The 21,356-nt window shown below is 65.6% G+C and carries 21 protein-coding genes; 5 read left to right on the top strand and 16 right to left on the bottom strand.

The genetic code is table 11. The features are described 5' to 3' along the window. The 15 genes from VI340_RS02795 to VI340_RS02865 form a co-directional block, all read right to left on the bottom strand. Complete coding sequence (locus VI340_RS02795) at positions 1-462, bottom strand: type IV pilin (RefSeq protein ID WP_129755129.1); 462 nt, start codon at positions 460-462, stop codon at positions 1-3. Between the two features lie 194 nt (positions 463-656). Beyond that, complete coding sequence (locus VI340_RS02800) at positions 657-2,438, bottom strand: Na(+)/H(+) antiporter subunit D (protein WP_336357740.1); 1,782 nt, start codon at positions 2,436-2,438, stop codon at positions 657-659. Continuing rightward, positions 2,438-4,135, bottom strand: a complete 1,698-nt coding sequence (locus VI340_RS02805) for a cation:proton antiporter (protein ID WP_336357741.1) — start codon at positions 4,133-4,135, stop codon at positions 2,438-2,440. The genes VI340_RS02800 and VI340_RS02805 overlap by 1 nt, the downstream gene beginning before the upstream one ends. Next, entirely contained in the window at positions 4,132-5,631 is a 1,500-nt protein-coding gene (locus VI340_RS02810) for a monovalent cation/H+ antiporter subunit D family protein (protein WP_336357742.1), read from the bottom strand. Before VI340_RS02810 ends, VI340_RS02805 begins: the two co-directional genes overlap by 4 nt. Further along, positions 5,624-5,980 carry a cation:proton antiporter subunit C gene (locus tag VI340_RS02815; protein ID WP_008310508.1) on the bottom strand — a complete coding sequence of 119 codons (357 nt, stop codon included), beginning with the start codon at positions 5,978-5,980 and terminating at the stop codon, positions 5,624-5,626. The genes VI340_RS02810 and VI340_RS02815 overlap by 8 nt, the downstream gene beginning before the upstream one ends. Beyond that, positions 5,980-6,453: a Na(+)/H(+) antiporter subunit B gene (locus tag VI340_RS02820; RefSeq protein ID WP_008310507.1), complete on the bottom strand. Its 474-nt coding sequence runs from the start codon at positions 6,451-6,453 to the stop codon at positions 5,980-5,982. Before VI340_RS02820 ends, VI340_RS02815 begins: the two co-directional genes overlap by 1 nt. Then, positions 6,450-6,995 carry a DUF4040 domain-containing protein gene (locus VI340_RS02825; protein ID WP_008310506.1) on the bottom strand — a complete coding sequence of 182 codons (546 nt, stop codon included), beginning with the start codon at positions 6,993-6,995 and terminating at the stop codon, positions 6,450-6,452. Before VI340_RS02825 ends, VI340_RS02820 begins: the two co-directional genes overlap by 4 nt. After that, positions 6,992-7,312, bottom strand: a complete 321-nt coding sequence (gene mnhG, locus VI340_RS02830; protein WP_336357743.1) for a monovalent cation/H(+) antiporter subunit G — start codon at positions 7,310-7,312, stop codon at positions 6,992-6,994. The genes VI340_RS02825 and mnhG overlap by 4 nt, the downstream gene beginning before the upstream one ends. Then, positions 7,309-7,584, bottom strand: coding sequence for a cation:proton antiporter (locus VI340_RS02835; protein ID WP_005535719.1), 276 nt, complete (start codon positions 7,582-7,584; stop codon positions 7,309-7,311). The genes mnhG and VI340_RS02835 overlap by 4 nt, the downstream gene beginning before the upstream one ends. Next, the gene (locus VI340_RS02840; protein WP_008310498.1) at positions 7,577-8,620 is read right to left on the bottom strand and encodes a monovalent cation/H+ antiporter subunit E; all 1,044 of its coding nucleotides are present in this window, start codon (positions 8,618-8,620) and stop codon (positions 7,577-7,579) included. Before VI340_RS02840 ends, VI340_RS02835 begins: the two co-directional genes overlap by 8 nt. A gap of 151 nt (positions 8,621-8,771) precedes the next feature. Continuing rightward, positions 8,772-9,938: a bifunctional phosphopantothenoylcysteine decarboxylase/phosphopantothenate--cysteine ligase CoaBC gene (gene coaBC / locus VI340_RS02845; protein WP_008310496.1), complete on the bottom strand. Its 1,167-nt coding sequence runs from the start codon at positions 9,936-9,938 to the stop codon at positions 8,772-8,774. Between the two features lie 49 nt (positions 9,939-9,987). Beyond that, positions 9,988-11,553 (bottom strand): DUF7519 family protein, encoded by a 1,566-nt coding sequence (locus VI340_RS02850; RefSeq protein ID WP_336357744.1) that lies wholly within the window; start codon positions 11,551-11,553, stop codon positions 9,988-9,990. After that, positions 11,550-12,869 carry a DUF58 domain-containing protein gene (locus VI340_RS02855; RefSeq protein WP_008310492.1) on the bottom strand — a complete coding sequence of 440 codons (1,320 nt, stop codon included), beginning with the start codon at positions 12,867-12,869 and terminating at the stop codon, positions 11,550-11,552. Before VI340_RS02855 ends, VI340_RS02850 begins: the two co-directional genes overlap by 4 nt. Next, positions 12,866-13,609: a DUF7269 family protein gene (locus tag VI340_RS02860; protein WP_336357745.1), complete on the bottom strand. Its 744-nt coding sequence runs from the start codon at positions 13,607-13,609 to the stop codon at positions 12,866-12,868. Before VI340_RS02860 ends, VI340_RS02855 begins: the two co-directional genes overlap by 4 nt. After that, entirely contained in the window at positions 13,609-14,718 is a 1,110-nt protein-coding gene (locus tag VI340_RS02865; RefSeq protein ID WP_336357746.1) for a DUF4129 domain-containing protein, read from the bottom strand. The genes VI340_RS02860 and VI340_RS02865 overlap by 1 nt, the downstream gene beginning before the upstream one ends. A 102-nt stretch (positions 14,719-14,820) precedes the next feature. Between VI340_RS02865 and VI340_RS02870 the strand changes: the two genes are divergently transcribed. Continuing rightward, complete coding sequence (locus tag VI340_RS02870) at positions 14,821-15,885, top strand: M48 family metalloprotease (protein ID WP_336357747.1); 1,065 nt, start codon at positions 14,821-14,823, stop codon at positions 15,883-15,885. Positions 15,886-15,946: 61 nt separating this feature from the next. On the opposite strand, the gene VI340_RS02875 is transcribed toward VI340_RS02870, so the two are convergent. After that, a complete protein-coding gene (locus VI340_RS02875) occupies positions 15,947-16,687 on the bottom strand; it encodes an NAD(P)/FAD-dependent oxidoreductase (protein WP_336357748.1) in 741 nt (246 codons plus the stop codon). Between the two features lie 155 nt (positions 16,688-16,842). Here VI340_RS02875 and pan1 point away from each other — a divergent pair, with 155 nt between their 5' ends. The 4 genes from pan1 (at position 16,843) to VI340_RS02895 (ending at position 21,343) form a co-directional block, all read left to right on the top strand. Then, positions 16,843-18,057: a proteasome-activating nucleotidase Pan1 gene (gene pan1, locus VI340_RS02880; protein WP_336357749.1), complete on the top strand. Its 1,215-nt coding sequence runs from the start codon at positions 16,843-16,845 to the stop codon at positions 18,055-18,057. A gap of 128 nt (positions 18,058-18,185) precedes the next feature. Further along, a complete protein-coding gene (locus VI340_RS02885) occupies positions 18,186-18,767 on the top strand; it encodes a DUF420 domain-containing protein (protein ID WP_336357750.1) in 582 nt (193 codons plus the stop codon). Positions 18,768-19,072: 305 nt separating this feature from the next. Continuing rightward, complete coding sequence (locus tag VI340_RS02890) at positions 19,073-20,296, top strand: HD domain-containing protein (RefSeq protein WP_008310470.1); 1,224 nt, start codon at positions 19,073-19,075, stop codon at positions 20,294-20,296. Between the two features lie 21 nt (positions 20,297-20,317). After that, positions 20,318-21,343, top strand: coding sequence for an amidohydrolase family protein (locus VI340_RS02895; RefSeq protein ID WP_336357751.1), 1,026 nt, complete (start codon positions 20,318-20,320; stop codon positions 21,341-21,343). The last annotated feature ends 13 nt before the right edge of the window (positions 21,344-21,356 follow it).

Consider the following 21,356-nt stretch of genomic DNA (forward strand, 5'->3'; position numbering starts at 1 on the left):
TTATGCGCTTGGTCCGGACGCAGTTGCGAGCGTCGCAGAGTTATCACCTTCTGCCGACTGGTAGACTAAGTTGATCGTGAAACTGTCTGAGTCAACTCCGACAGTGACACTATTACCTGCGACAACCTTGCTATTGCTCCCGCTGGCACCTCCCTTCCATGTACCCTCCGACGTCATATCAGGATTATCTCCCTCAGACCCACTGGCGACATCTCCTCTGAAGTATAAATTACTCGCTTTTATTGAGTCACCACCCTCATGAGTGAATTTAACCCAGTCATTTCCATCATCGTACTCCGTACTAAAGCTAGCCTGTGGAGCCGTGTTGCTGACCTGATCGCCCAGACCGAGGACGAATGTTGCGATAACGGCCGCGAGGATGACCGTGATTGCGACCATCAGGATGACCCCGATGACCGGCGACACAGCATCGTCGTCGTTGAAGAATCGTTTGAGTTCCATTGTTGTGTCCGCACGCATCAACAGGTCCCCCTGTTATGCCGTGCTTATCGAATCGTAGCTATGGAGATATATAAGTCTGCACCTGTATTATCAGAGCCTGTAATCACCTCACCTGCTAACAACTATTCTGAGGTGTTTGAACCCAAATATCCCTGACTGTACCCTCAATTATCACAGAAGATGTTTTTAGAACATCATGAAAGGGCCAGCAGTGCTACCGTAACGAAGACCGCGAGGATGAGGATGCTGAGTCCGATACCGGCTCGCATCGGATGTACGAGGCTGTCGTCGTCGCGTAATCGGGCAATCACGTCGTTCGGGGAAGTCACTGTTCGCGTAACGACGGTCGTCGCCTGAACCACTGTGCGGTCCACGGCGGCGTACAGTTCGGTCACGCCGACGACGAGGCCGCGGGAGCCATAGAAGACGGCGGGGTTGTACAGTTTATCAATATCCGGGACGCGGCCGAGCTTCGAGAGGGGCTTCTTTGTCACCGCGAAGCCGATCAGCCCGAGGACAGCGAGCACGACTCCTTCGATGAGATGGGGGATGGTGTAGGTCTCGTAGACGTGGTCGACGACGGCCCCGCTCGTCACGTCGAACGGAAGGATGGTGAACAGGGCTGTATCGTACACACCGTAGATGATACAGAGCGCGGCTACGGACACCATGGCGACGCTCTGGAGACGGTTCGCGTCCGGCACGCTCCCGTCGTACTCGCCGTGGAAGAACGCGTAGTAGCCGAACTTGATGAACGACATGAACGTGCCGACGCCGCCCAGCAGCAGCATCCACTCGAGCGTATAGAACTCACCGAGCGGGAGCGGTCCCTTTCCGAAGGTGTAGTGGCTTCCAGAGATGATGATGCCCTTGCTGACGAAGCCGTTGAAGCCGGGGAAGCCGGCGATAGACAGCGCAGCGACGGAGAACGCCCCAGCGGTGATGGGCATCTCTCGCCAGAGGCCGCCGAGTTTCTTCAGGCTCTCCGTGCCGGTCCGGTAGATGACGACACCGGCGGTCATGAACAGCAGGCCCTTGTAGAGGATGTGGTTGAATACGTGCGCGAACGCGCCGGCCTGAGCGAGCGGCGAGCCGATACCGACGCCGGCGACCATGTACCCGACCTGGGATTGGATGTGATAGGAGAGGAGCCGACGCATGTCGTTCTGGAACAGCGCGAACAGCGCGCCGAAAATCGCCATCGCACCGCCCATATAGGCGATGGCTTCGTGGCCGTTGGGGAACGCGCGGTACATACCGTAGACGCCGGTCTTGGTCGTGAACACGCAGAGGAAGACGCTGGCGGCGATGTGCGGGCGCGGATAGGTGTCGGGTAGCCATGCATGCAGGCCGATGAAGCCGACGTTGACGCCGATACCGATAGCTGCCAGCGCGGCGGCCAGCCCGGACGAAATACCGGCCGTCTCCGGGCCACCCGGTACTGATGCGAACAGGAACGTCTCCACCTCGACGTAGTGCCGGAGGATGGCGGCCATCAACAGCGTGCCGCCTAGGCCGTGCAGCAGGGCGTACCGGAAGCCTGCCCGGACCGCCTTGCCGCCGTAGTGCCACACCAGCAGCGTGCTGGTGACGGCCATCAGCTCCCAGAAGAAGATGAGTGTGAGCCAGTCGCCGGCGAACACGGCCCCGAAGCTCGTCGCAACATACGAAAGCGCGAACGCCGTCTGTGTGGTGTCGGCCTCACTGGCGTAGGAGTAGAGGATGGCGACGGCGGCGATGAGGCCGAAGATGATGCCCATCAGCCGGGAGAACGGGTCGACGTTCAGGAGGACGGCGTCGAACCCGAGGAACTGGGTCCGGAGGTGTGCGCCTTCGGGCACCATGACTGCCCACGGCACCGCCAGCGCCGGGACGAGCGCACCGATGGCGTGTCCGGCCCGCCGCGGGAGCCGGGAGACGACGATTGCCAGCGCGAGCAGTATGACCACCGGCGGAACCGTCGTCAGCATCGACATTAGACGACCACCCCCGGGAGGTTCTCGACGATAGCATCGACGATTTGCAGGAAGACGGCCGTGTGTGGCACCGTCCCGAGCAGGAGCGACAGCGTGGCTGCGGTGAGTATCGGCCCGAGCATAAACCACGTACTCTCGCCGCCGCGCCAGCCGCGGTCGTCCCAGCCGCCTGCGGGCGGGCCGCCGTGGTGTTCGTGTTCCTCGTCGTGTTTCCCGAGGTGGTCGACGTGTTCTGGCTTCGGTACCTCGCCCTCGTCGGAGTGACCGTCGGCAGCGCCCGATTCGTGGTCCTCACCGCCGTCGGCCCGAACCTTGTCTCGCCCGCCAAGTGGTCCCCCGATGAGGGGCTTCTCGTCGTGGTCCTCCGGCGACTCGAAGTACGCCTGATAAACAATTGGCCAGAAGTACGCGATGTTGAGCACGCCGGAGACCAGCAACGCGGCGGCGAAGATGAGCCCGCCATCGAGGCTCAGCGCGCCGATGACGAGGTACCACTTGCTGACGAACCCGGCGACCAGCGGAATTCCGGCCATCCCGGCCGCAGCGACGGCGAAGGCGGCCATCGTCAGCGGCATCCGCTTCCCGATGCCGGCCATGTCGCTGATGTCGTCGGTGTGGGTTTCGACGTGGATTGCGCCGGCACAGAAGAACAGGGTGAGCTTCATGAACGCGTGGGCGGGGATGTGGAGCAGGCCGCCGGTCAGCGCTTGCCCGTGGAGCAGGCCCAGCCCCAGCACGATATAGGACAGTTGGCTGATCGTCGAGTACGCCAGCCGACGCTTGAGGTTGTCCTGTCTGAGCGCGATGATACTCGCGGTCAGGAGGGTAAAGGCCGCAATCGCGGCGAGCGGGAGGCCGACGCCGAGTTGCTCCATCGTCCCGGTTCCGTACACGTCGAGGACGACCCGAGCGATACCGAACACACCGCTCTTGACGACGGCGACGGCGTGGAGTAGGCCCGACACCGGCGTCGGCGCGACCATCGCGTCCGGGAGCCAGGAGTGCATCGGCATCAGTGCGGCCTTGACGCCGAAACCGGCCGCAAGCAGGGCGAAGGCCGCCCGCGCCAGCGTCGGGTCGGCCGTCGCGAGGCCTTCGAGGCCACCGGGTGTGAATGCGGTTGTTCCGGCGAGGACAAACACCAGAACGGTTCCACCCAGCACGGCGACGCCGCCACCGAAGGTGTATGCGAGGTACTTCCGGCCGGCGGCGCGGGCCTCGTCCGTCTCGTCGTGGGTGACGAGCGGGTACGTCGACACCGTCAGCAGTTCGTAACAGACGAACAGCGTCAGCAGGTTCGACGCGAACGCGACGCCGATAGCCGACGCGAGGCTGGCGGCGAAGGAAGCGAAGTAGCGCGTCTGCGCGTGCTCGTCGAGGCCGCGCATGTAGCCGATGCTGTAGAAGCTCGTGACGATCCACAGCAGGCTCGCGAGCAGGCCAAAGAGGAGCCCGAGCGGGTCGACGCGGAACGCCAGTTCGATGCCGGTGGCCAACTGGCCGAACGAGAAGACGTACCGCGTCCCCGACAGGACGCCGGGGACCATGCTCGCGACGATAGCGAACTTCGCGACTGCCACCGTGATGGTCACCCCCTCTCGCACGTTCGGACGACGTTTGAGCGAGAGAATCACGGGGATAGCCACCGCGGAGACGAGAATTGCCAACAGCGGTCGAAGCGATGAGATGTCAGTCATTGGGTCAGGAGTTGTGGAAGCGTTTCTCGAAGCACCTGTTCGAACGCCGGTACGGCTGCGGTCAGCGCGACCGCGAGCGCGGCTGCGATGACGACGACGGCGATCATCCCGAACGAGACCGCCTGTCCGCTCCCGTCCGTCACGGGAGCCTCGTCAGGCGTATCCTCCGAGTGAATGGTCGCCTCGGCGAAGTAGAGCCGCTCGACGAGGCGGGCGAAGTACGCGAGCGTCAGCAGCGTACTCGCGAGCAACACGGCCACGACGGCCCAGTTCTCGGCGTTGACCGCGCCGAGGACGATGTACCACTTGCCGACGAAGCCGACCGCCGGCGGAACGCCGACCATCGCCAGCGAGAGCACGGCGAACGAAAACGCCGAGAGCGGGACGCGGCTTCCCATCCCGGCGTAGCCGTTCACAGTCGTCGCGCCCGTCTTACGCTCGATGACCCCCGTCGCGGCGAACAGCCCGCCTTTCATCACTGCGTGGCCGAGCAGGTGGACGGTCGCGCCGACGACGGCCAGCGGGGTCGCGATGGCGAATCCGGCGATGACGAGGCCGAACTGCGACACCGAGGAGTACGCGAGCATCCGCTGGACGCTGTCCTGCGAGACGGCGAGCGCGCTCCCGGCGATAATACTCACGCAAGCCAGTCCGACCAGCGCCCAGCGAGCGACGGGCACGGCCGCCAGGAACTCCACGGTGAACACGGAAAACAGCAGTCGGGCGAGCGCGTACGCCGACACCGTCGAGACGAGCGCCGAGATGAACGCGCTCACGGTGTCCGGCGCGTTCGCGTACGCGTCTGGCTGCCAGGTGTGCAGCGGGAACAGGGCGACTTTCACCGTCAGCCCGCCGATCATCAGCCCGAACGCAGTCAGGACGAGCGTCGAGTCGTAGGCCGCCATCTCCCCGAGTTTGCTCGCCAGGTCAGCCATGTTGAGCGTCCCTGTCGCCGCGAGCAGGTAGCCAACGCCGAGCAGATACAGCGAGGCCCCGACGGTCCCGATGATGAGGTACTTCAACGCCGCGACGGCGGCGCTGGCGTCCCGGCCACTGGCTACGAGGCCGTACGCCGCGAGCCCCGTGATTTCGAGGAACACGTAGAGGTTGAACACGTCGCCGGTGACGGTCATCCCCGTCAGGCCGGCGACCAGCAGCAGGTACAGGCCGTAGAAGGCGTTCGAGTGCGGGCCGGCCTGTCGAGCGTACGCGAGCACGCCCAGTGACACGACGGCCACGAGCAGGGCGACGGCCCCCGAGAGCCCGTCGACGACGAGTTCGATGCCGTACGGGGCGGCGAAACCACCGACCGCGTAGGAAACAGTTCCGCTCGCGCTGACAGTCCACGCGAGCAGCCCGGCCAGACCGGCCTGGCCGACGAGCGTCAGCGTCGCGACTGGCCACCCTGCCCGGTCGCTGACGAGGCTGGCGACGAGCGGTATCGAACCGCCGACGATCGGCAGGACGACCAGCAACACAGGGAGCTGTTCAATCATAGTAGAGCTGTTTGAGTTTGTCTTCGTCAAGCGTTCCGTACTCGGTGTAGATGCGGATGATAAGCGCCAGCGCCACGGCGGTCAGGCTCACCCCGACGACGATAGCGGTCAGGATGAGGACGTGTGGCAGCGGACTCACGTAGGGGCCGCCGCCCTCCTTGATTATCGGGGGGTTCCCGCCGGCCCGGAACGCGAGCGTGATGAAAAACAGGAAGATGCCCGTCTGGAAGATGTTCATCCCGATGACCTTCTTGACGAGGTTCTGGGACTCGATGAGCATATAGAGGCCGATACCCAGCAGGAGCATCACCGCGAAGTAGTTGTAGTGTGAGTTCAGCAGTTCAAACATTAGCTCTCATCCTCCGGTGAGTCGACGGCGTGGCCGAACCCGGCCGCGAGCAGGAAAAAGAGGCCGATGGCAACGCTGGCGACGATACCACCGATGGCCAGTTCGACGAGCTCGATGGCGTAGGCGACCACATGCGAGATGAACTGTTCGTACAGGTGGTATTCGAGGAAGTTCCCGCCCAGGAGCATCGTTCCCAGGCCGATTGCCGCGAACGTGAGCACGCCGCCGGACGCGAGCGCGGCGACGACGCGGACGTCGAGCCAGTCCCGGGCCGCGTCGATGCCGTAGGCGAAGGCGAGCATCATCACAACCGACCCGGCGATGACCCCGCCCTGGAATCCCCCGCCGGGGGAGTTCGCGCCGTGGAACATCACGAACAGGGCGAAGGTGAGGACGAACGGCGACACCACGCGGACCGTCGTCATGATGATCGTGCTCTCGACGTACAGTCCGGTTCGCTCGTCGCTACTCATGCGAACACCTCCTGTCTGAGGACGGTCAGTGCCGCCACGCCGGCGGAAAAGACTACGACCGCCTCACCCAGCGTGTCGAATCCACGGTAGGCCGCGAGCACGGCCGTCACACCGTTTTTGACTTCCGTATCCGCGTACGCGTTGTCTATGTAGTACTGCGTTACTTCGCCGCTGACGACGGGGTTTGCCGCGCCGTCCGCCCCGACGGCGGGCAGCGACGGGACCGTCGCGATCATGACGACGACGAACGCACCGACCAGGACGACGGTCGGGACGCTGATCGACTCGAACAGGCCGTTCTCCTGTGGCCGAACGGTGTTTGCCAGCGCCAGGATGAACAGGATCGTCATGATGCCGGCCCCGACAGCCGCTTCGGTCAGCCCCACGTCAGGGGCCTCGAGCATCACCCAGATAATGGAGATGCCGAGGCTGTAGGCGGCAAACGCCATCAGCGACGCCAGCACGTCACGGAGTACGGCCGCGCCGATAGCACAGCACAGCACGAACACCAGCAACACTCCCTCGATAAGTGAGAGCGTCATGACTCGCCCTCCTCATCGCTGGCAGTCCACGGCTCGATACCCTGGTCCTGTGCCGCCCGGGCGACGGCGTGGGCGGCGGTGGGGTTCGTCAGAAACATAAACACCAGCAGGAAGACGGCTTTGATCGTCGCGAGGTCGGTCTGAATCGCGAGCGCGGCGGCCCCGATAGCGAGGACGGCACCCAGCGTATCGCTCTTCGATGCCGCGTGCGTCCGAGTGTACACGTCCGGCAGTCTGACGATGCCGACCGAGGCGACGCCACCGAAGAACGCACCGACCAGTGCGAGTACAACGATCCCCAACTCCAGCGGCGTCATAGCACACCCCCGTGTTCGACGTTGAACTTCGAGAACGCTATCGAGAGCAGGAAGTTCAACAGGGCGTACACGAGCGCGATATCGAGGAACAGCGGCTTATCGAGCGCGCCGGAGACGAGCGCGATAGCGATGACGGTGTTCGTCCCCATCACGTTGACCGCGATGACTCTGTCGTGGTCCGTCGGCCCCGCGAACACGCGGTACAGCGACACGATAGCGAACAGGACGAACGCGCTGGCGATCGCCAGCAGCGCCGCCTCGAACTCAATCATCGTCTGCCACCTCCGGGTCGTCGATGTCGCTCTCGATTGTGCCGTCGCCGTCCCCCTGCCCCCGTTCGCGCGGCGAGGGAATCGCTGCGGCCTCCCGGCCGTAGAAGACGAACCGGACGGCCCGTTCGAGGCCGCCGTCGAACAGGTCTTCGCGCGCACTCCCTGTGAGCGAGTGGATATCGAACGCCTGTTCGGAGACGCTGACGGTGAGCGTCCCGGGCGTCAGCGTGATGCTGTTTGCCAGCGTCGTCACCGGTCCGTCTCCCCAGATGGCCGCCTCCAGTTCGACCATCTCGGGGTCGATTGGCAGCGACGGGTGCAAGACGACGTAGGCGATTTCGAGGTTCGCAACCGCGATCTCTTTGAGGAGGTACGGGATGTAGAGGGCCATCCGGGCGAACTGCCCCGGAACCCGTGTCAGCGACGGCTGGCGACTGAACGCGATCGGCGCAAGCAATGCAGTGACGATAGTCGCCGTTATCGCGCCAGTGAGGAAATCCAGCGGTTTGTACGAACTCAACAGCAGATAAAACAGGTAGGACGCCCCGAAAATGGTGAGATACTTCGGGAGTGTCGCGGCGCGAGCGAGCGCGGTCGACCGTGCCGGCCGCTCGACGGGTGCGGTCTCGACGTCGATATCGCCCCGGACGAGTTCGACTTCGAGCGGCCGGAGCATCGGCGTCGTGCCGCCCGGGTTGAACTCCGGATCGAGGACGACCCGTTCGATGCTGTGTTCGTCGGCGTAGGCCAGTATCACGTCGGCGTAATCGCCGGGGCTGAACAGGTAGCGGTCGGCACCGATGACGCCCAGTTCCACGTCGAGGTTCGACGGCGGGTCAGCACCCAGATCTTCGTCGAGCCAGACCTCGATTCGGTCGAGCAGGTCTTTGGCCTGGCCGAGTTCCGTCTGGGCGTCGGGGTCGACGGCGCGCGTGCTTGCGACGGCGACGAGGTGCAGGGATACCTGTTGCTGTCCCTCACTGGCCGCCGATTCGGCCTGTTCAATGGCGTAGGCGACGGTGTTACGGACCGTCACCGAATCGGCTACTGGCACGAGCAGGCGACGGGGTGGTGGTACAGTCACAGTATCTGTTTAGAAACTCCGAATAGCGGTTCGTCGGGCAGTACTGTCGTTATCGGACCGGAGCAACGGAACACGCAAAACTATTTCGTAATCGGTTACGCGGTCAGCCACGACTGGACAGATGGGCACCGAGTTCGTCGGCGACACGAGCGCCCAGCCCTTCCTTTTCTCCGACGTACTCCGTGGCCGTGTCCGCGTCAACGAGCAGGGCGCGCGTCTCGTCGGCCCCCATCACGCTCGCGTCGTTGGCGACCACGAAAGTCAGCCCGGCCCGCTCGCGTATCTCGCGGGCGCGCTCGATCAGCGTCTCGTCGTCGCCCTCGGTTTCGACTTTGAACCCGACGATAGGGAGGTCGGGGTGGGCCGACCGAACGGTGTCGATGAGTTTCGGCGTCGGTTGCAGCGTCAGCGTCAGTTCCGCCTGCCCACTCTTGATTTTCTCCGGTGCCTGCTCGACGGTGTAATCCGAGATGGCGGCCGCCGAGACCAGCGCGTCGGCCGAGTCGGCGACCCGACGGACGGCCTCGGTCATCTCCGCGGCTGATTCGACCTGCTCGACGGTGGCGTACGGCACGTCTGCCCCGTCGTGGACGAGCGTCACGTCGGCCCCGCGGGCGTAACAGGCCCGCGCAACTGCCCGGCCGGTCCGTCCCGAGGAGCGGTTCGAGAGCGTCCGCACCGGGTCGACCGACTCCGTGGTCGCGCCCGCCGTTACGACGACGTGCTCGCCCGCCAGCGGCCGGTCACCTGCGACCCGTGCTGTCGCCGTGACGATGGCCTCCTCGGTCGCGATTTTGGCCTTCTCCTCTTCGATTCGGGGGTCCACGAAGTCGACGCCCCAGGACTCGACGCGGTCGATAGCGTCCAGCACGCCGGGGTGGTCGTACATCGGCTCGTGCATCGCCGGCGCGACGACGACCGGCACGTCCGCGCCGAGGGCGGTCGTCGCACACGTCGTCACGGGCGTGTCGTCGATGGCTCCCGCGATCTTCCCGACGGTGTTTGCCGTCGCCGGTGCGAGCAAGAGCACGTCCCCCCAGCCCGACCGTCCGCAGAGGTCGACGTGCTCGACGCTGCCCGTGATTTCGGCAACAACCTCGTTGTCCGTCGCGAACTCGAGTGCCCACGGGTGGATGATCCCCGTCGCGCTGTCGGTCATCACGGCCCGGACGGACGCCCCCTGTCGTCGGAGTTCGTGTGCGAGTTCTACCGTCTTGACGGCCGCGATAGACCCCGACACCCCCAGAACGACGTTGACTCCGGTCAGCATACCTGCCGGTTCGCGGTGCGGGGGTAAAAGCCCCTGTCTCTCCGGCGGGCTAGTCGCCGTCAGTAGCGGGCTGCTCGTTTCGCGTATCACTCCTGTCGCTGCTGGTACGTGGTCCCCCGTCGTGAGCGTTCAGCGCGAGGGTGAAGGCGGCTATCGCAAGCAGGACCAGTCCGAGCGCGACTACCGAACTGAGCGAGAGTCCGGTCGACGTGGTCGGAACTGCGACCGGAATGAGAACGTACCTGACGAGCATCACGAGCAGGATAGCTCCGGCGAGGACGGCCGCAGTGCCGGTGACGTGGACGAACTCGCTGTCGGTCGTTTCGGCGTCCCGGCCCAGCTGGTGGCCGATACTGCTGGCGTGCGCGCCGGCGTCCCAGACCAGCAGCGCTGCCGCGCTCCCGATGAGGACGAGTATCGGTGCGAGTCCGCGCTCCGCTCCGAGCAGCGTCATGACGAACAGGAGTCCGCTCCCGGCCGCGAATCCCGCCACATGTCGGGACAGCAACTCCGCACCGACTAGTTCGGACAGCACCGTGACGAGCCCGCGAAGGACGACGACCGAAATCAAGACGCCGAGGAGGACCACGGTCGCCGAGCCGTAGTGGCCGCCCCCAGTATAGGTCGGTGCTACCCGCCGGGTCACGCCAGCGGCCGTAAGGGCTAGCGCGCCCAGCAACAGTCCGATAGGAACCACGATACTGCCGGCCTGCCGGGCCAGCGACCGTCCGGGGTCGTCCCCGAGCCACTGCAGCAGCCACTGCCGGAGCTGTTCGACGACGAGGATACTCAGTAACGCCAGCAGTCCGGCCGCAAGGGGGAGATGGAGCGGGCCACTGAGAGCGACCCGCAGAGACGGCCCGACCACCGGGAGGGTGCCGAGGAATCGGTCGAACAGTCCCTGCGCCGTCGGGACAAACGCGACGAGCAACTGCAGGCCCACGGCGGCTTTGACGTAGCGGTCGACGTCCCACCAGCTCGTCCCCAGCAGGTCCAGCCGCCCGAGCGTCCGGCCGGTCGTCGCCGTGGGTGCCGGAATCCACGATTCCAGCGTCTCCGTGACCCGGTCCAGCAACAACAGGGCGAGGAGGACGCCGGCCTGTAGCGTCACGAAGCCCACGAGCGGCTGGACCGAGAAGCTGGCGACGACACGGACGAGCACCCAGGGCAGCCTGACGGCAGCGGCGACGGCACAGACGATTGTGACGCAAGTACCGACCACCAGTACCACGAAACTCTCGTCGAGCATCGCCGTGAGTTCGTCCGTCGCGTCGGTCGGTGGCACCAGTCCGCTACTCGCGTCGATGACGACGAGTGTGGCGGCCAGCGGGAACCCGAGCGCCACAGCGAGCGACCAGTAGTCAGCAGCCAGTAGCGCGGTCCCACAGAACACGCCCGCGCCGATGACGACGGCGACGCTGCCGCCGGCGATGCGTTCGTGGGTATCGCTACGGAGCGCCCAGGCCCCGGCCGCGAGACAGAGCCCGCCGACGAAGCCGGTCAGTACTACTATCGGGTCCACGACAACGACAGCGAGAACGAGCGAGACGAGGACTGCCACGCTCCCGGCCAGCGCCGCGCTCGATGCCGCCGGTCGACTGTCGAACTCCGTCATGCCCACCGCTCCGTTGCGCGAATGAGGGCTTTGGCGAGCGGTTCCGCGGGCGTCCAGTCGACGACTCGAACCCTCCCTCGAAGGTCGTCGAGGCGGGCCGTTCGGTCGATTCGTTCGACGGTACTGCCCGGGCTGTCCCCGGTCGTCATGTCCGGGCTGACAACCGTGACTGCGTGTCCGTACGCCGCGAGCCGTTTTGCCGCATCGGCCGCTCGGTCGTCGAGCAGGGGCGTACAGAACACGACCTGTGACTCGCTCGGTATCGAGCGGTCGAGTGTCGCCACCGCGTCGCCGCCGTCGGCGATACCGTACCGGTCTGCCGTCTCGGTCGATGACGACATTCGCCGGGCGCCGGTGTCGAGCAGCGACGAACTGCGGGTCCCTGCCGACCCAGTGACCGACCCGCTCACAACCGTCTCCAGAAACGCCTCCAATCGCTGTTCCTGTGCCCGATTGGCCGACGGCTGGAGCGTCTCACAACTGTCGTAGACGGCGGCGCCCACGCGGTTGTCCATGTCCAGTAACGCCGAGCCGACCTGCTGGGCCGCGTAGGCACAGAACTGGACAGCCGTGGGTGCGCCCGCTTCGCCCGCAACGGGATGTCGGGAATCCACGAGCGTGATGACGGTGGCCGCCCGCGTCTCCTTGAACTCGACTGTCGCCAGCTCGTTGGTCTTCGCGAGGCGGTTCCAGTCGACGCGGCTCATCGGGTCCGAGGACTGGTGCTCGCGGATGGCGTAGAAGGCGAGGCCGTTCCCGCCTGCGTCCGTCGGCACGCGCCCGGACTGGGAGAGCGTCTGGCCCGAGAGCGGGACAGTGTCCACACTGGCACTGCACGAGACCGTCGTCTCGACGGTGACCTGCTCGGCGAACTCGACGGTCCCGGTCAGGTTCCGGCAGACGACTGCTACGTCGGTGAACGCGTGGTCCCCGCGCCGGGCTTCGACGGTGTAGGTGACCGAACCCGACGCCCCGGCTTCGAGATGGGTACCAAAGCGCGGGGACCCCTCGACTACTTCCAGCCGCTCGGGGACGCCGTCGAGGACGCGAACGTCGGGCAGGGTCGCGTCCCCGTCGTTCGTGAGCGTCAGCGTCACTGTCACTTCCGAGCCGGGGAGCGGGTCGGCCGGTTCGACGTGACGCTCGACTGTGAGCGTCGGTTCGGGGTCGCCGATGGCCGCCTGATAGGCCGCGTACACAAGCGCCACCGCCGCGACCATGAAAATCGCCGGGTTCCCGGTGACGATTCCGGCCCCGCCGGCCACCAGCGCGGCCGAGACACCGACGTTGCGCTGTGTGGTCTCTCGGGTGCTCATGCACCCTCACCCCGCTGGAGCCGGCGTATCTCGGCCGCCGCAGCCTCGACTTTCCGGTCGAACCCCTCGCCGCTGGCCCAGTCCCGTAACTGCATCTCGATTGGCGGGTCGGGCGCCTCCGGGCCGCCGAGGAACGCGGCCGCCCGGCGGTTATCCGTCCACGAGCCAGTACGGACGTCCCGGGCCGCCGCCTCCGTCGACATGTCCGCCGTTTCGACCAGCACCTGTCTCGCGGCCTCGCGGAGCCTGTTCCTGACTTCGGACGCATAGCTCGCTTCGAGGCCGTTGTAGGGGTCGACACGCCCGTCGATTTTCGCGAGTAACTCGTCGATATCCTCGCCGACCATATCGCCGGATTTCGCCTGTGTCGCCTCGGACTCAAGCAGTTCGTCGAGCAGTTCTGCCGGCTCGTCGTCGGTGCCACGGTCACGATAGGGGCTGTGCGGTTGGCTCCCCTTTATCGGCGGAAGTGCGGAGTCCTGCGTCCGGACGACAGTGTACAGGCCGAAAAGGCCGATTACGGCGGCACCGATACTTGCACCGAGCTGGAGCCGCTCGGCCGTCCCGCTACCGACGTCCGGCAGGACCGAGGGAAAAGTAACGACGAACACCGCCCCGGCAAGTGCGACGAGTCCCAACAGCGTGTGCCGGACGAACTTGCGCCCCGGTGTCGGGCGTTCGACGCTGACGTCGATGGTTGCGCTGGCGGTCTCACCTTGTCGTGACTCTGAATCGCTCATCAGTCGTCACCTCCGCCGAGGAGCTGTCTGAGGGCGTTCCGGGCCGATTCGGCTCGGGCACCGGTCGCCGACCGCCCGCCGTATTCGACCTCGCGGAAGAGGGTTGTTAGCCGGCGAACGGGCTCTGCCGGAAGTCCGCTGTCGATAGCCCGGCGGGCGTACTCGCCGGGCGTCGCCGTCTCCGGGTCCGGGACGGAGACGCGGTCGGCCAGCAGTGCCCAGGCCTCTTGGACGGACAGACTATCGATGTCCGGGCCGTCGTCCGCCTCTGCCGTCGATTCGGTGGCCGTCGACTGTCTTGGCTCCGAGTCCGACGAACCAAACAGCGACGGGCTGTCGACGCCACTCCGGACTGAGGCGAGGAAGCCGCCAGTCCCGCCGAAGCCGCTGAGGGCTTTGAACGGCGCGACCGAGAGCGACCCGAGCGCACTCGGTAGGCCGGCAACCCCTCGCAGTGACATCGTGCCGACCGACCCGATTCCGGTTGTCAATCCTGTCAGGACACCGCCGGAGACGGCGCTGATACCGGCCCCGACTCGTGAGAGCGCCGCCGACCCCGAGAGCAGCGCGGCGGTCGTTACCTTCGGAATCCGACCGATGGTCCGCCCAACCGCGCCGTTCGAAACCGCCGAGACGACTGTCCCGGCCAATCTGTCGAGGAGCGGGTGCAGGAGGAATCCGGCGTCTGTCGACCCGTCGCGTTCCGGGTCCGATGCCGCCCGGATGACACCGACCGCGACGACGCCGAACCCGCCGATAAGCGCCAGCCCGATCAGTTTCACCAGCACGGGGGATCCACTGTCTTCGCCCTCGCTGGCCGCTGGTGTCTCTGTCGCCGTCTCCGTCGGTGTTGGCGTCGCTGTCGCCGCCTGTTCGTCGCTCGCGCTCGGCGTCGTCTCTGTCCCATCGCTCGTCGCTACCGGTGTCGACCCACCGTCGACTTCGTCGGGCGCTGTGCCGCCGGGTGTGACCGGCTCGCTCGCTCGGCTGTCGAGGGGACCGCTCGACTCGAACTCGACGCCGAGCGCGCCGGGAAACAGCGCCGTCCCGAACAGGACAGCGACCGCACAGAGGAGGGCGAGGGCGGCACGCACCAGCTTTGTTGACACTACGGGACCGTTTTCGGCGGTAGAATAAGTATTTTCTCTCACTGCTGGACTGTCCGAGCAGAAAACCTTTCATTCGCTGTGGGTATAGCAGAACTACCCCCTATGCGGACACTGACTCGCCGTATCCTGTTGACTCTCCTGCTCCTCCTCGCCGTTGACCTCGCTGTGGTCGCGACCGCGGCGGTGCTCCTGACGCCCTGGCTTGCGCCGGTGCGGGACGCCGTTGCGTCCTCGCTTCCGTTCGGTGGGGCGTCGGCACACATCGCCTGGTGGGTGGCCGTTCTCGCCCCCGCCCTCGTGGCGTTTGTCTGGGCACAGCTGCGATACACCAGCGCCCAGACGATGGCCGAGGTCGACGCTCGTATCGTCGGCCCCGAGGAGTACCCCGCCCTCCACGAACGGGTACAGCGGCTCGCACAACTGGCCGACCTCACGCCGCCACGGATTGCCGTCGCGGACGCCGACGTACCGAACAGCTTCGCCATCGGGACGCTCGGCGGCGCGACAGTCGTCGTCAGCGAGGGACTGCTGTCGACGCTCGGAGGTGACGAACTCGACGCGGTGCTGGCCCACGAACTCATGCACGTCGCCAACCGCGACGCGACCGTCATGACGCTGGCCAGCTTCCTCCCGTCGCTGACAAACGGCGAGTACGACCCGCTCGATGACCACCTCCCCGGCGGGAACGGGAGTCGCTATGCGCTCGGGCTGGTCGCGCTCGGACTCGCGTACGTGTTCAGTGCCCGGGTGCTTGCAGCCCCCGTCGGGAGCCTCTCGTTCACGCTTGGTTTCCTGTTCCTGTTCGCGGTGACAGTCCTGTTCGGCGGCGTCGCGCTGGGCGTGTTCACTGCCCCCGTCGTCGTCCTCGGCCGGTCGCTGTCGCGCGCTCGGGAGTTCGCCGCCGACCGGAGCGCGGCCCAGCTGACCGGCGACCCCGCCGCGCTCGTCGGGGCGTTAGAGACACTCGAAGGAGCTGACGACCGCCCGAGGACCGACAAGCGCTCCGCGTACGCGGGCGTTCGCGGACTGTGCTTCCTTCCACACGGCTTTGACACCGAGGCGTCGAGCGATTCCCTGTCTATCGAAACGCGGTCACACCCGCCGACGGCCGAGCGGATTGAACGGCTGCAGTCAGTTGCACGCTCGCTCGAAACAGGGGCAGAGTGACTGCCGGAAGCCGTTTCGACCGCCGTACGGTCGAACCGGGACCCTGTTACAGCAGTCCCTCTCAGTCTGAATCCTGGTCGACGCTCGGGTGCATCGTCGGCTCGCCCGGCATCGGCTCCTCGAAGTACCGCCGCATGACCTCCAGTGACTCCTGTTCGCGTTGCTTGCGCTCTGCCTCGTCGATCTCCTCACAGCCCGGCGGAACCGGGCGGTCGCGGCCGGTGAAATACCCCTCCGGCGCGGTCCAGTCGTGATAGAAGTCGATGTCTGCGTCCTCCAGCAGCGTGAGCCCGACCTGTGCGCCGTGGCCCGCGGCGACGATGGTCTGGTGGTGCTGCTCGGCCAGCCGACCGGCCGCGTACAGCCCCTCGATGTCGGTCCGCCCCTGGTCGTCGGTTGAGATGAACTGCTTCGACCCGCGGTCGATGAGCCCGATTTCCAGTCCGTCCAGATACGAGGGGTCCGACCAGGACGCGGCGATGAGGTACGTCGCGTCGTAGGACTCACCGTCGGCACAGGTCACCTCGAAGCCCCCCTCGGTTTCCGCCACTTGCTCGGCCTCGCCGTCGATGAACCAGACGCCGGCCCGACGCGCCTGTGCCCGCATGAGTTCGAGCAGGAGCCGAGGGTTGATTCCCGCCGGGAATCCGGGGTAGTTCTCCAGGTGAGCATTGCGGTTCAGTATCGACTCACCGGTCGAGATGATCCGAGTCGACAGGTCGGCGCGAGCGGTGTAGATCGCCGCCGAGAGCCCGGCGACGCCCCCGCCCACGATGATGACCTCTTCGCGGTCGGTTGGCATGGACAGATGTTCCCAGTGGGGGCCAACAAACGTGCCGGTTTGAGACCTATAGACAGAAAGCGGCCAGTAGCGGTCTCCTCAGGGCACACGCCGGGCGATACAGTTTCTGAGACTACCCGAAGCCTCATAACGATACACCCACTAAAGGCGTCGTAATGACCGACACCGTCGACGAGGTCGATATGCCGTACGACGATGACGCGTCTCAGCAACAGAAGATCGAGGCGCTGCAGGAGCGGCTTGAGGTGCTCGAATCCCAGAACGAGGAGATGCGCGACAAGCTGCTGGACGCGAACGCGGAGAACAACAAGTACCAGCAGAAGCTCGAACGGCTCACGCACGAGAACAAGAAGCTCAAGCAGTCACCGCTATTTGTGGCGACCGTGCAGGAGCTCTCCAGTGACGGCGTGATCATCAAACAGCACGGCAACAATCAGGAGGCCCTGACAGAGGTCACCGACGAGATGCGCGAGGACCTCGAACCCGACGACCGCGTCGCCGTCAACAACTCCCTCTCTATCGTCAAACAGCTCGACGACGAGACCGATGTCCGCGCTCGCGTCATGCAGGTCGACCAGTCGCCGGACGTCACCTTCGCCGACATCGGCGGCATCGAAGAGCAGATGGAAGAGGTCCGCGAGACCGTCGAGATGCCGCTGAAGAGCCCCGAGATGTTCGAAGACGTCGGCATCGACCCGCCGAGCGGCGTCCTGCTGCACGGCCCGCCCGGCACCGGGAAGACGATGCTGGCGAAGGCCGTCGCCAACGAGACCGACGCGACGTTCATCAAGATGGCCGGCTCCGAGCTGGTCCACAAGTTCATCGGCGAGGGCGCGAAGCTCGTCCGCGACCTGTTCGAACTGGCCCGTCAGGAGGAGCCCGCCGTCGTCTTCATCGACGAAATCGACGCCATCGCAGCCAAGCGAACGGAGTCAAAGACCTCCGGCGACGCCGAGGTCCAGCGGACGATGATGCAGCTGCTCTCGGAGATGGACGGCTTCGACGACCGCGGCGACATCCGCATCATCGCGGCGACGAACCGCTTCGATATGCTCGACCGCGCCATCCTCCGCCCCGGCCGCTTCGACCGCCTCATCGAAGTCCCGAACCCCGACGTCGAGGGCCGCGAGCAGATCTTCAAGATCCACACCCGCAACATGAACGTCGCCGACGACGTAGACTTCGAGGCGCTGGCCGAGGAGATAACGGACGCCTCCGGTGCTGACGTGAAGGCTATCTGTACCGAGGCCGGGATGTTCGCCATCCGCGACGACCGCACTGAGGTCACGATGGCGGACTTCCACAACGCCTGGGAGAAGATCCAGCAGGAGGAGACCGACGACGAGGACGTCTCCCGGACCTTCGCCTGATTCGGCCACGCTTCTATTGCAGTTCTTTTCTGTTTTCCGAGTCAGCAGCCACTGCTCCGGCCCGCAATCGCGCTGTCGTTCTCGTCCGTTTCAGAACACAGTTACCACTCCGGTCCTGAACTGTTGCTATGGCCGTCGCAGACACACTCCAGTCGCGTGCCCGCGCTCGTCCGCGGCTCGTCACCGCTGTCGTCTCGGTCGTTGGCTACGCGCTCGTGTTCGGCGCGTTCGGTGGCGTATTACCCCTCCCCGAGTTCTCGAACGACACCGTCATCCTGCTGGGTGACGCAATCGCCGTCGTCAACAGTATCGCCTTGCTCGCAATCATCGCCGGCGTCTACTTCATCAAGAACGACCAAGTACAGAAACACCGCGTGGCGATGCTAACCGCCTTCACCCTCATCATGGTGTTTCTGGCCCTGTACATCCTCAAGGTCGGCGGCGGCTTCGAGAAGGAAATCGTCGCCGAGGGCTTCGTCTGGACGGCGTACATCGTGATGCTCGCCATCCATATCCTGCTGTCCGCGGTGTCCGTGCCCGTCGTCGTTCACGCCGTCGTCCTCGGGCTGACACACTCCCCTGCGGAACTCAGGGAGACGGTCCACGCCCGCGTGGGCCGCATCGCCGTCTCCGCCTGGGGGCTGAGCCTCTTTCTCGGGCTCGTCACCTACGTCATGCTGAACCACATCTACGGCTGGGTTCCCCGGTAGCAACAGGAGTCGTGGCGCGTGTTCGAGTTGTGTTTCGTTTAGCAGGACTGGACGCAAAGAGCCAGAAGACCCCCTTTCAACCCTACCCATACCGGCTGACCAACCGGCTACGGGTGGGACTGAAAGGGGCGGCTGGCTTCGGGAAGACGGCCGAAGTAAGCACCGCAACGCAGTGAGGAGCACAGCGAGGCCCTCGACCGAAGCCAGCCGGGGCTTTCTGACTGTCCACACACTGATTTGCTTAACAAACACTACACGCGTTCGGTGGCGAACGATTTTGCCGGCCGCCGCCGTAGCCCACGGCAATGACCACAATCAAGGACAGCGTCCACGACCACATCGAGGTCCAGGGCGTCGCGGCGGCGTTGCTCGATACGCCGCCGGTCCAGCGGCTCAGGCATATCTCGCAACTCGGCACGGTGACGCTCGTCTACCCCTCGGCGAACCACACCAGATTCGAGCACTCGCTTGGGGTGTACCACCTCGCGGACCGGGCGCTGTCGCATCTCGGAATCGAGGGCCAGCAGGCCGAACGGGTCCGCGCGGCGGCGCTCCTCCACGACGTGGGACATTCGCCGTACAGCCACAACGTCGAGGCGCTTATCCACCGTCGGACAGGCAAGTACCACGACGACGTGGACGAACTGCTGGGCGACGGTCCGGTCGCGCGGGTTCTCTCGGAGCACGGCCTCAACCCCGACCGCGTGGCCGGTCTGGTCGCCGGCGAGGGCGAACTCGGCCAGCTCGTCTCCGGCGAACTGGACGTCGACCGAATGGACTACCTGGTCCGTGACGCCCACCACACGGGCGTGCCCTACGGGACGATCGACCACGAGCGGCTGGTCCGGGAGCTGTGTTTCGTCGACGGCGAACTCGTCCTGGACGAGGGGAACGTCCAGACAGCCGAGTCGCTCCTGCTCGCGCGGGCGCTGATGAACCCCACCGTCTACCAGCACCACGTCGCCCGAATCGCCAAGTCGATGCTGCGCCGGGGGACGGAGGAACTGCTCGCCGCGACGGACGCGACGGCCGAGACGCTGCGCCGGTGGGACGACAGCGACCTGCTCGTGGCGCTCCGGCAGTGTGACGCGACGGCGGCGTACGCGCGGCGGCTGACCCAGCGGGACCTGTACAAGCGCGCCGTCTGGGCGGAGTGGGGGGCCGTGCCCGACGAGGTTCTGGCGGCCGACCACGAAGCGGTCGGCGCGATGGAGCAGGCTATCGCCGACGAAGCGAACGTCGACAGCGACGCTGTTGTGCTCGATATCCCGCCCGAACCGTCGATGACCGAGTCGAGCAGCCGCGTCCTCGTCAACGGCGACGTCCGCCGGCTCGGCGAGCAGTCGACACTGGTCAACGCCATCCGCGCCGCCCAGCGCGACCAGTGGCGGCTCGGCGTCTACGCGCCGGCGGACGAGAGCGAGCGGGTCGGTGCGGCGGCGATCCGCGAACTCGGACTCGATCTCGACGGGGCCAGAGTCCGGGACGTGCGGACGGGCATCCATGCCACCCTCGATGAGTTTAACTGAGAGAACAGGCGAACGGAGAGTATGATTCTCGAAGGGACGATTCTGACGGGACGGTCGTTCGAGGCTGTTGAGGGCCGTGTCGTGGTCGAAGACGGGGAGATAGCCGCCGTCGAGGAGACCGCGGTCGACAGCGACGACATCGTGGTCCCGTCGTTCGTCAACGCTCACACCCACATCGGCGATTCAATCGCCAAGGAGGCTGGGGAGGGACTCTCGCTGGAAGAACTGGTCGCGCCGCCGGACGGTCTGAAACACCGGTTGCTTCGCGATGCCAGCCGGGACGAACTGGTGGCCGCGATGGCACGGACGCTGTCGTTCATGGAGCAGTCCGGGACTGGCGCGTTCATCGAGTTCCGGGAGGGCGGCGTCGAGGGCGTCCGCGCGATACAGGACGCGCTGGCGGGTTCAGACCTCGACAGCGCAATTCTCGGGCGCGAGACGACGGATGCGATGGAACTGGCCGACGGGTTCGGCGCGAGCGGGGCCAACGACGGCGAGTTCGGGGCGGAGCGGCGCACGACCCAGGAGGCCGGGAAGCTGTTCGGCATCCACGCGGGCGAGGTCGACAGCTCCGACATCAACCCCGCGCTCGATCTGGACCCGGACTTCCTCGTCCACATGGTTCACGCCGAGTCGCTGCATCTCGAACGGGTCGCCGACAGCGAGATCCCCGTCGTCGTCTGTCCCCGGTCGAACATCGTCACCGACGTTGGCCGTCCGCCGGTCGAAGAACTGGCCGACCGGACGACAGTCGCGCTCGGGACGGACAATGTCATGCTCAACAGCCCGTCGATGTTCCGCGAGATGGAGTTTACCGCGAAGCTGTACGACATTTCCGCCCGAGAGGTGTTACGGATGGCCACGGTCAATGGGGCCGAAATCGCTGGGCTTGGCGGCGGTCTGGTCAAGCCCGGGCAGCCAGCACGCCTGCTCGTTCTCGACGGTGACTCGGATAACCTCACCGGGGCGCAAAATCCCGTCCGGGCTGTCGTTCGCCGGGCGGAGACGGCCGACGTTCGGCGGGTCGTCCACCCCAAGACTGAATAATTCTTATCACTGC

The organism is Haloarcula sp. CGMCC 1.6347 (genome assembly GCF_037078395.1).
GTDB classification, from domain to species: Archaea; Halobacteriota; Halobacteria; order Halobacteriales; family Haloarculaceae; genus Haloarcula; species Haloarcula amylolytica.

Excerpts from the sequence above, each read along its gene's own strand:
- VI340_RS02875 (WP_336357748.1), bottom strand. The coding sequence starts at position 16,687 with ATGCCAACCGACCGCGAAGAGGTCATCATCGTGGGCGGGGGCGTCGCC.
- pan1 (WP_336357749.1), top strand. The coding sequence starts at position 16,843 with ATGACCGACACCGTCGACGAGGTCGATATGCCGTACGACGATGACGCG.
- VI340_RS02795 (WP_129755129.1), bottom strand. The coding sequence starts at position 462 with ATGGAACTCAAACGATTCTTCAACGACGACGATGCTGTGTCGCCGGTC.
- VI340_RS02855 (WP_008310492.1), bottom strand. The coding sequence starts at position 12,869 with ATGAGCACCCGAGAGACCACACAGCGCAACGTCGGTGTCTCGGCCGCG.
- VI340_RS02820 (WP_008310507.1), bottom strand. The coding sequence starts at position 6,453 with ATGAGTAGCGACGAGCGAACCGGACTGTACGTCGAGAGCACGATCATC.
- VI340_RS02890 (WP_008310470.1), top strand. The coding sequence starts at position 19,073 with ATGACCACAATCAAGGACAGCGTCCACGACCACATCGAGGTCCAGGGC.
- VI340_RS02860 (WP_336357745.1), bottom strand. The coding sequence starts at position 13,609 with ATGAGCGATTCAGAGTCACGACAAGGTGAGACCGCCAGCGCAACCATC.
- VI340_RS02895 (WP_336357751.1), top strand. The coding sequence starts at position 20,318 with ATGATTCTCGAAGGGACGATTCTGACGGGACGGTCGTTCGAGGCTGTT.
- VI340_RS02825 (WP_008310506.1), bottom strand. The coding sequence starts at position 6,995 with ATGACGCTCTCACTTATCGAGGGAGTGTTGCTGGTGTTCGTGCTGTGC.
- VI340_RS02810 (WP_336357742.1), bottom strand. The coding sequence starts at position 5,631 with ATGATTGAACAGCTCCCTGTGTTGCTGGTCGTCCTGCCGATCGTCGGC.
- VI340_RS02800 (WP_336357740.1), bottom strand. The coding sequence starts at position 2,438 with ATGTCGATGCTGACGACGGTTCCGCCGGTGGTCATACTGCTCGCGCTG.
- VI340_RS02835 (WP_005535719.1), bottom strand. The coding sequence starts at position 7,584 with ATGATTGAGTTCGAGGCGGCGCTGCTGGCGATCGCCAGCGCGTTCGTC.
- coaBC (WP_008310496.1), bottom strand. The coding sequence starts at position 9,938 with ATGCTGACCGGAGTCAACGTCGTTCTGGGGGTGTCGGGGTCTATCGCG.
- VI340_RS02850 (WP_336357744.1), bottom strand. The coding sequence starts at position 11,553 with ATGACGGAGTTCGACAGTCGACCGGCGGCATCGAGCGCGGCGCTGGCC.
- mnhG (WP_336357743.1), bottom strand. The coding sequence starts at position 7,312 with ATGACGCCGCTGGAGTTGGGGATCGTTGTACTCGCACTGGTCGGTGCG.
- VI340_RS02815 (WP_008310508.1), bottom strand. The coding sequence starts at position 5,980 with ATGTTTGAACTGCTGAACTCACACTACAACTACTTCGCGGTGATGCTC.
- VI340_RS02805 (WP_336357741.1), bottom strand. The coding sequence starts at position 4,135 with ATGACTGACATCTCATCGCTTCGACCGCTGTTGGCAATTCTCGTCTCC.
- VI340_RS02870 (WP_336357747.1), top strand. The coding sequence starts at position 14,821 with ATGCGGACACTGACTCGCCGTATCCTGTTGACTCTCCTGCTCCTCCTC.
- VI340_RS02885 (WP_336357750.1), top strand. The coding sequence starts at position 18,186 with ATGGCCGTCGCAGACACACTCCAGTCGCGTGCCCGCGCTCGTCCGCGG.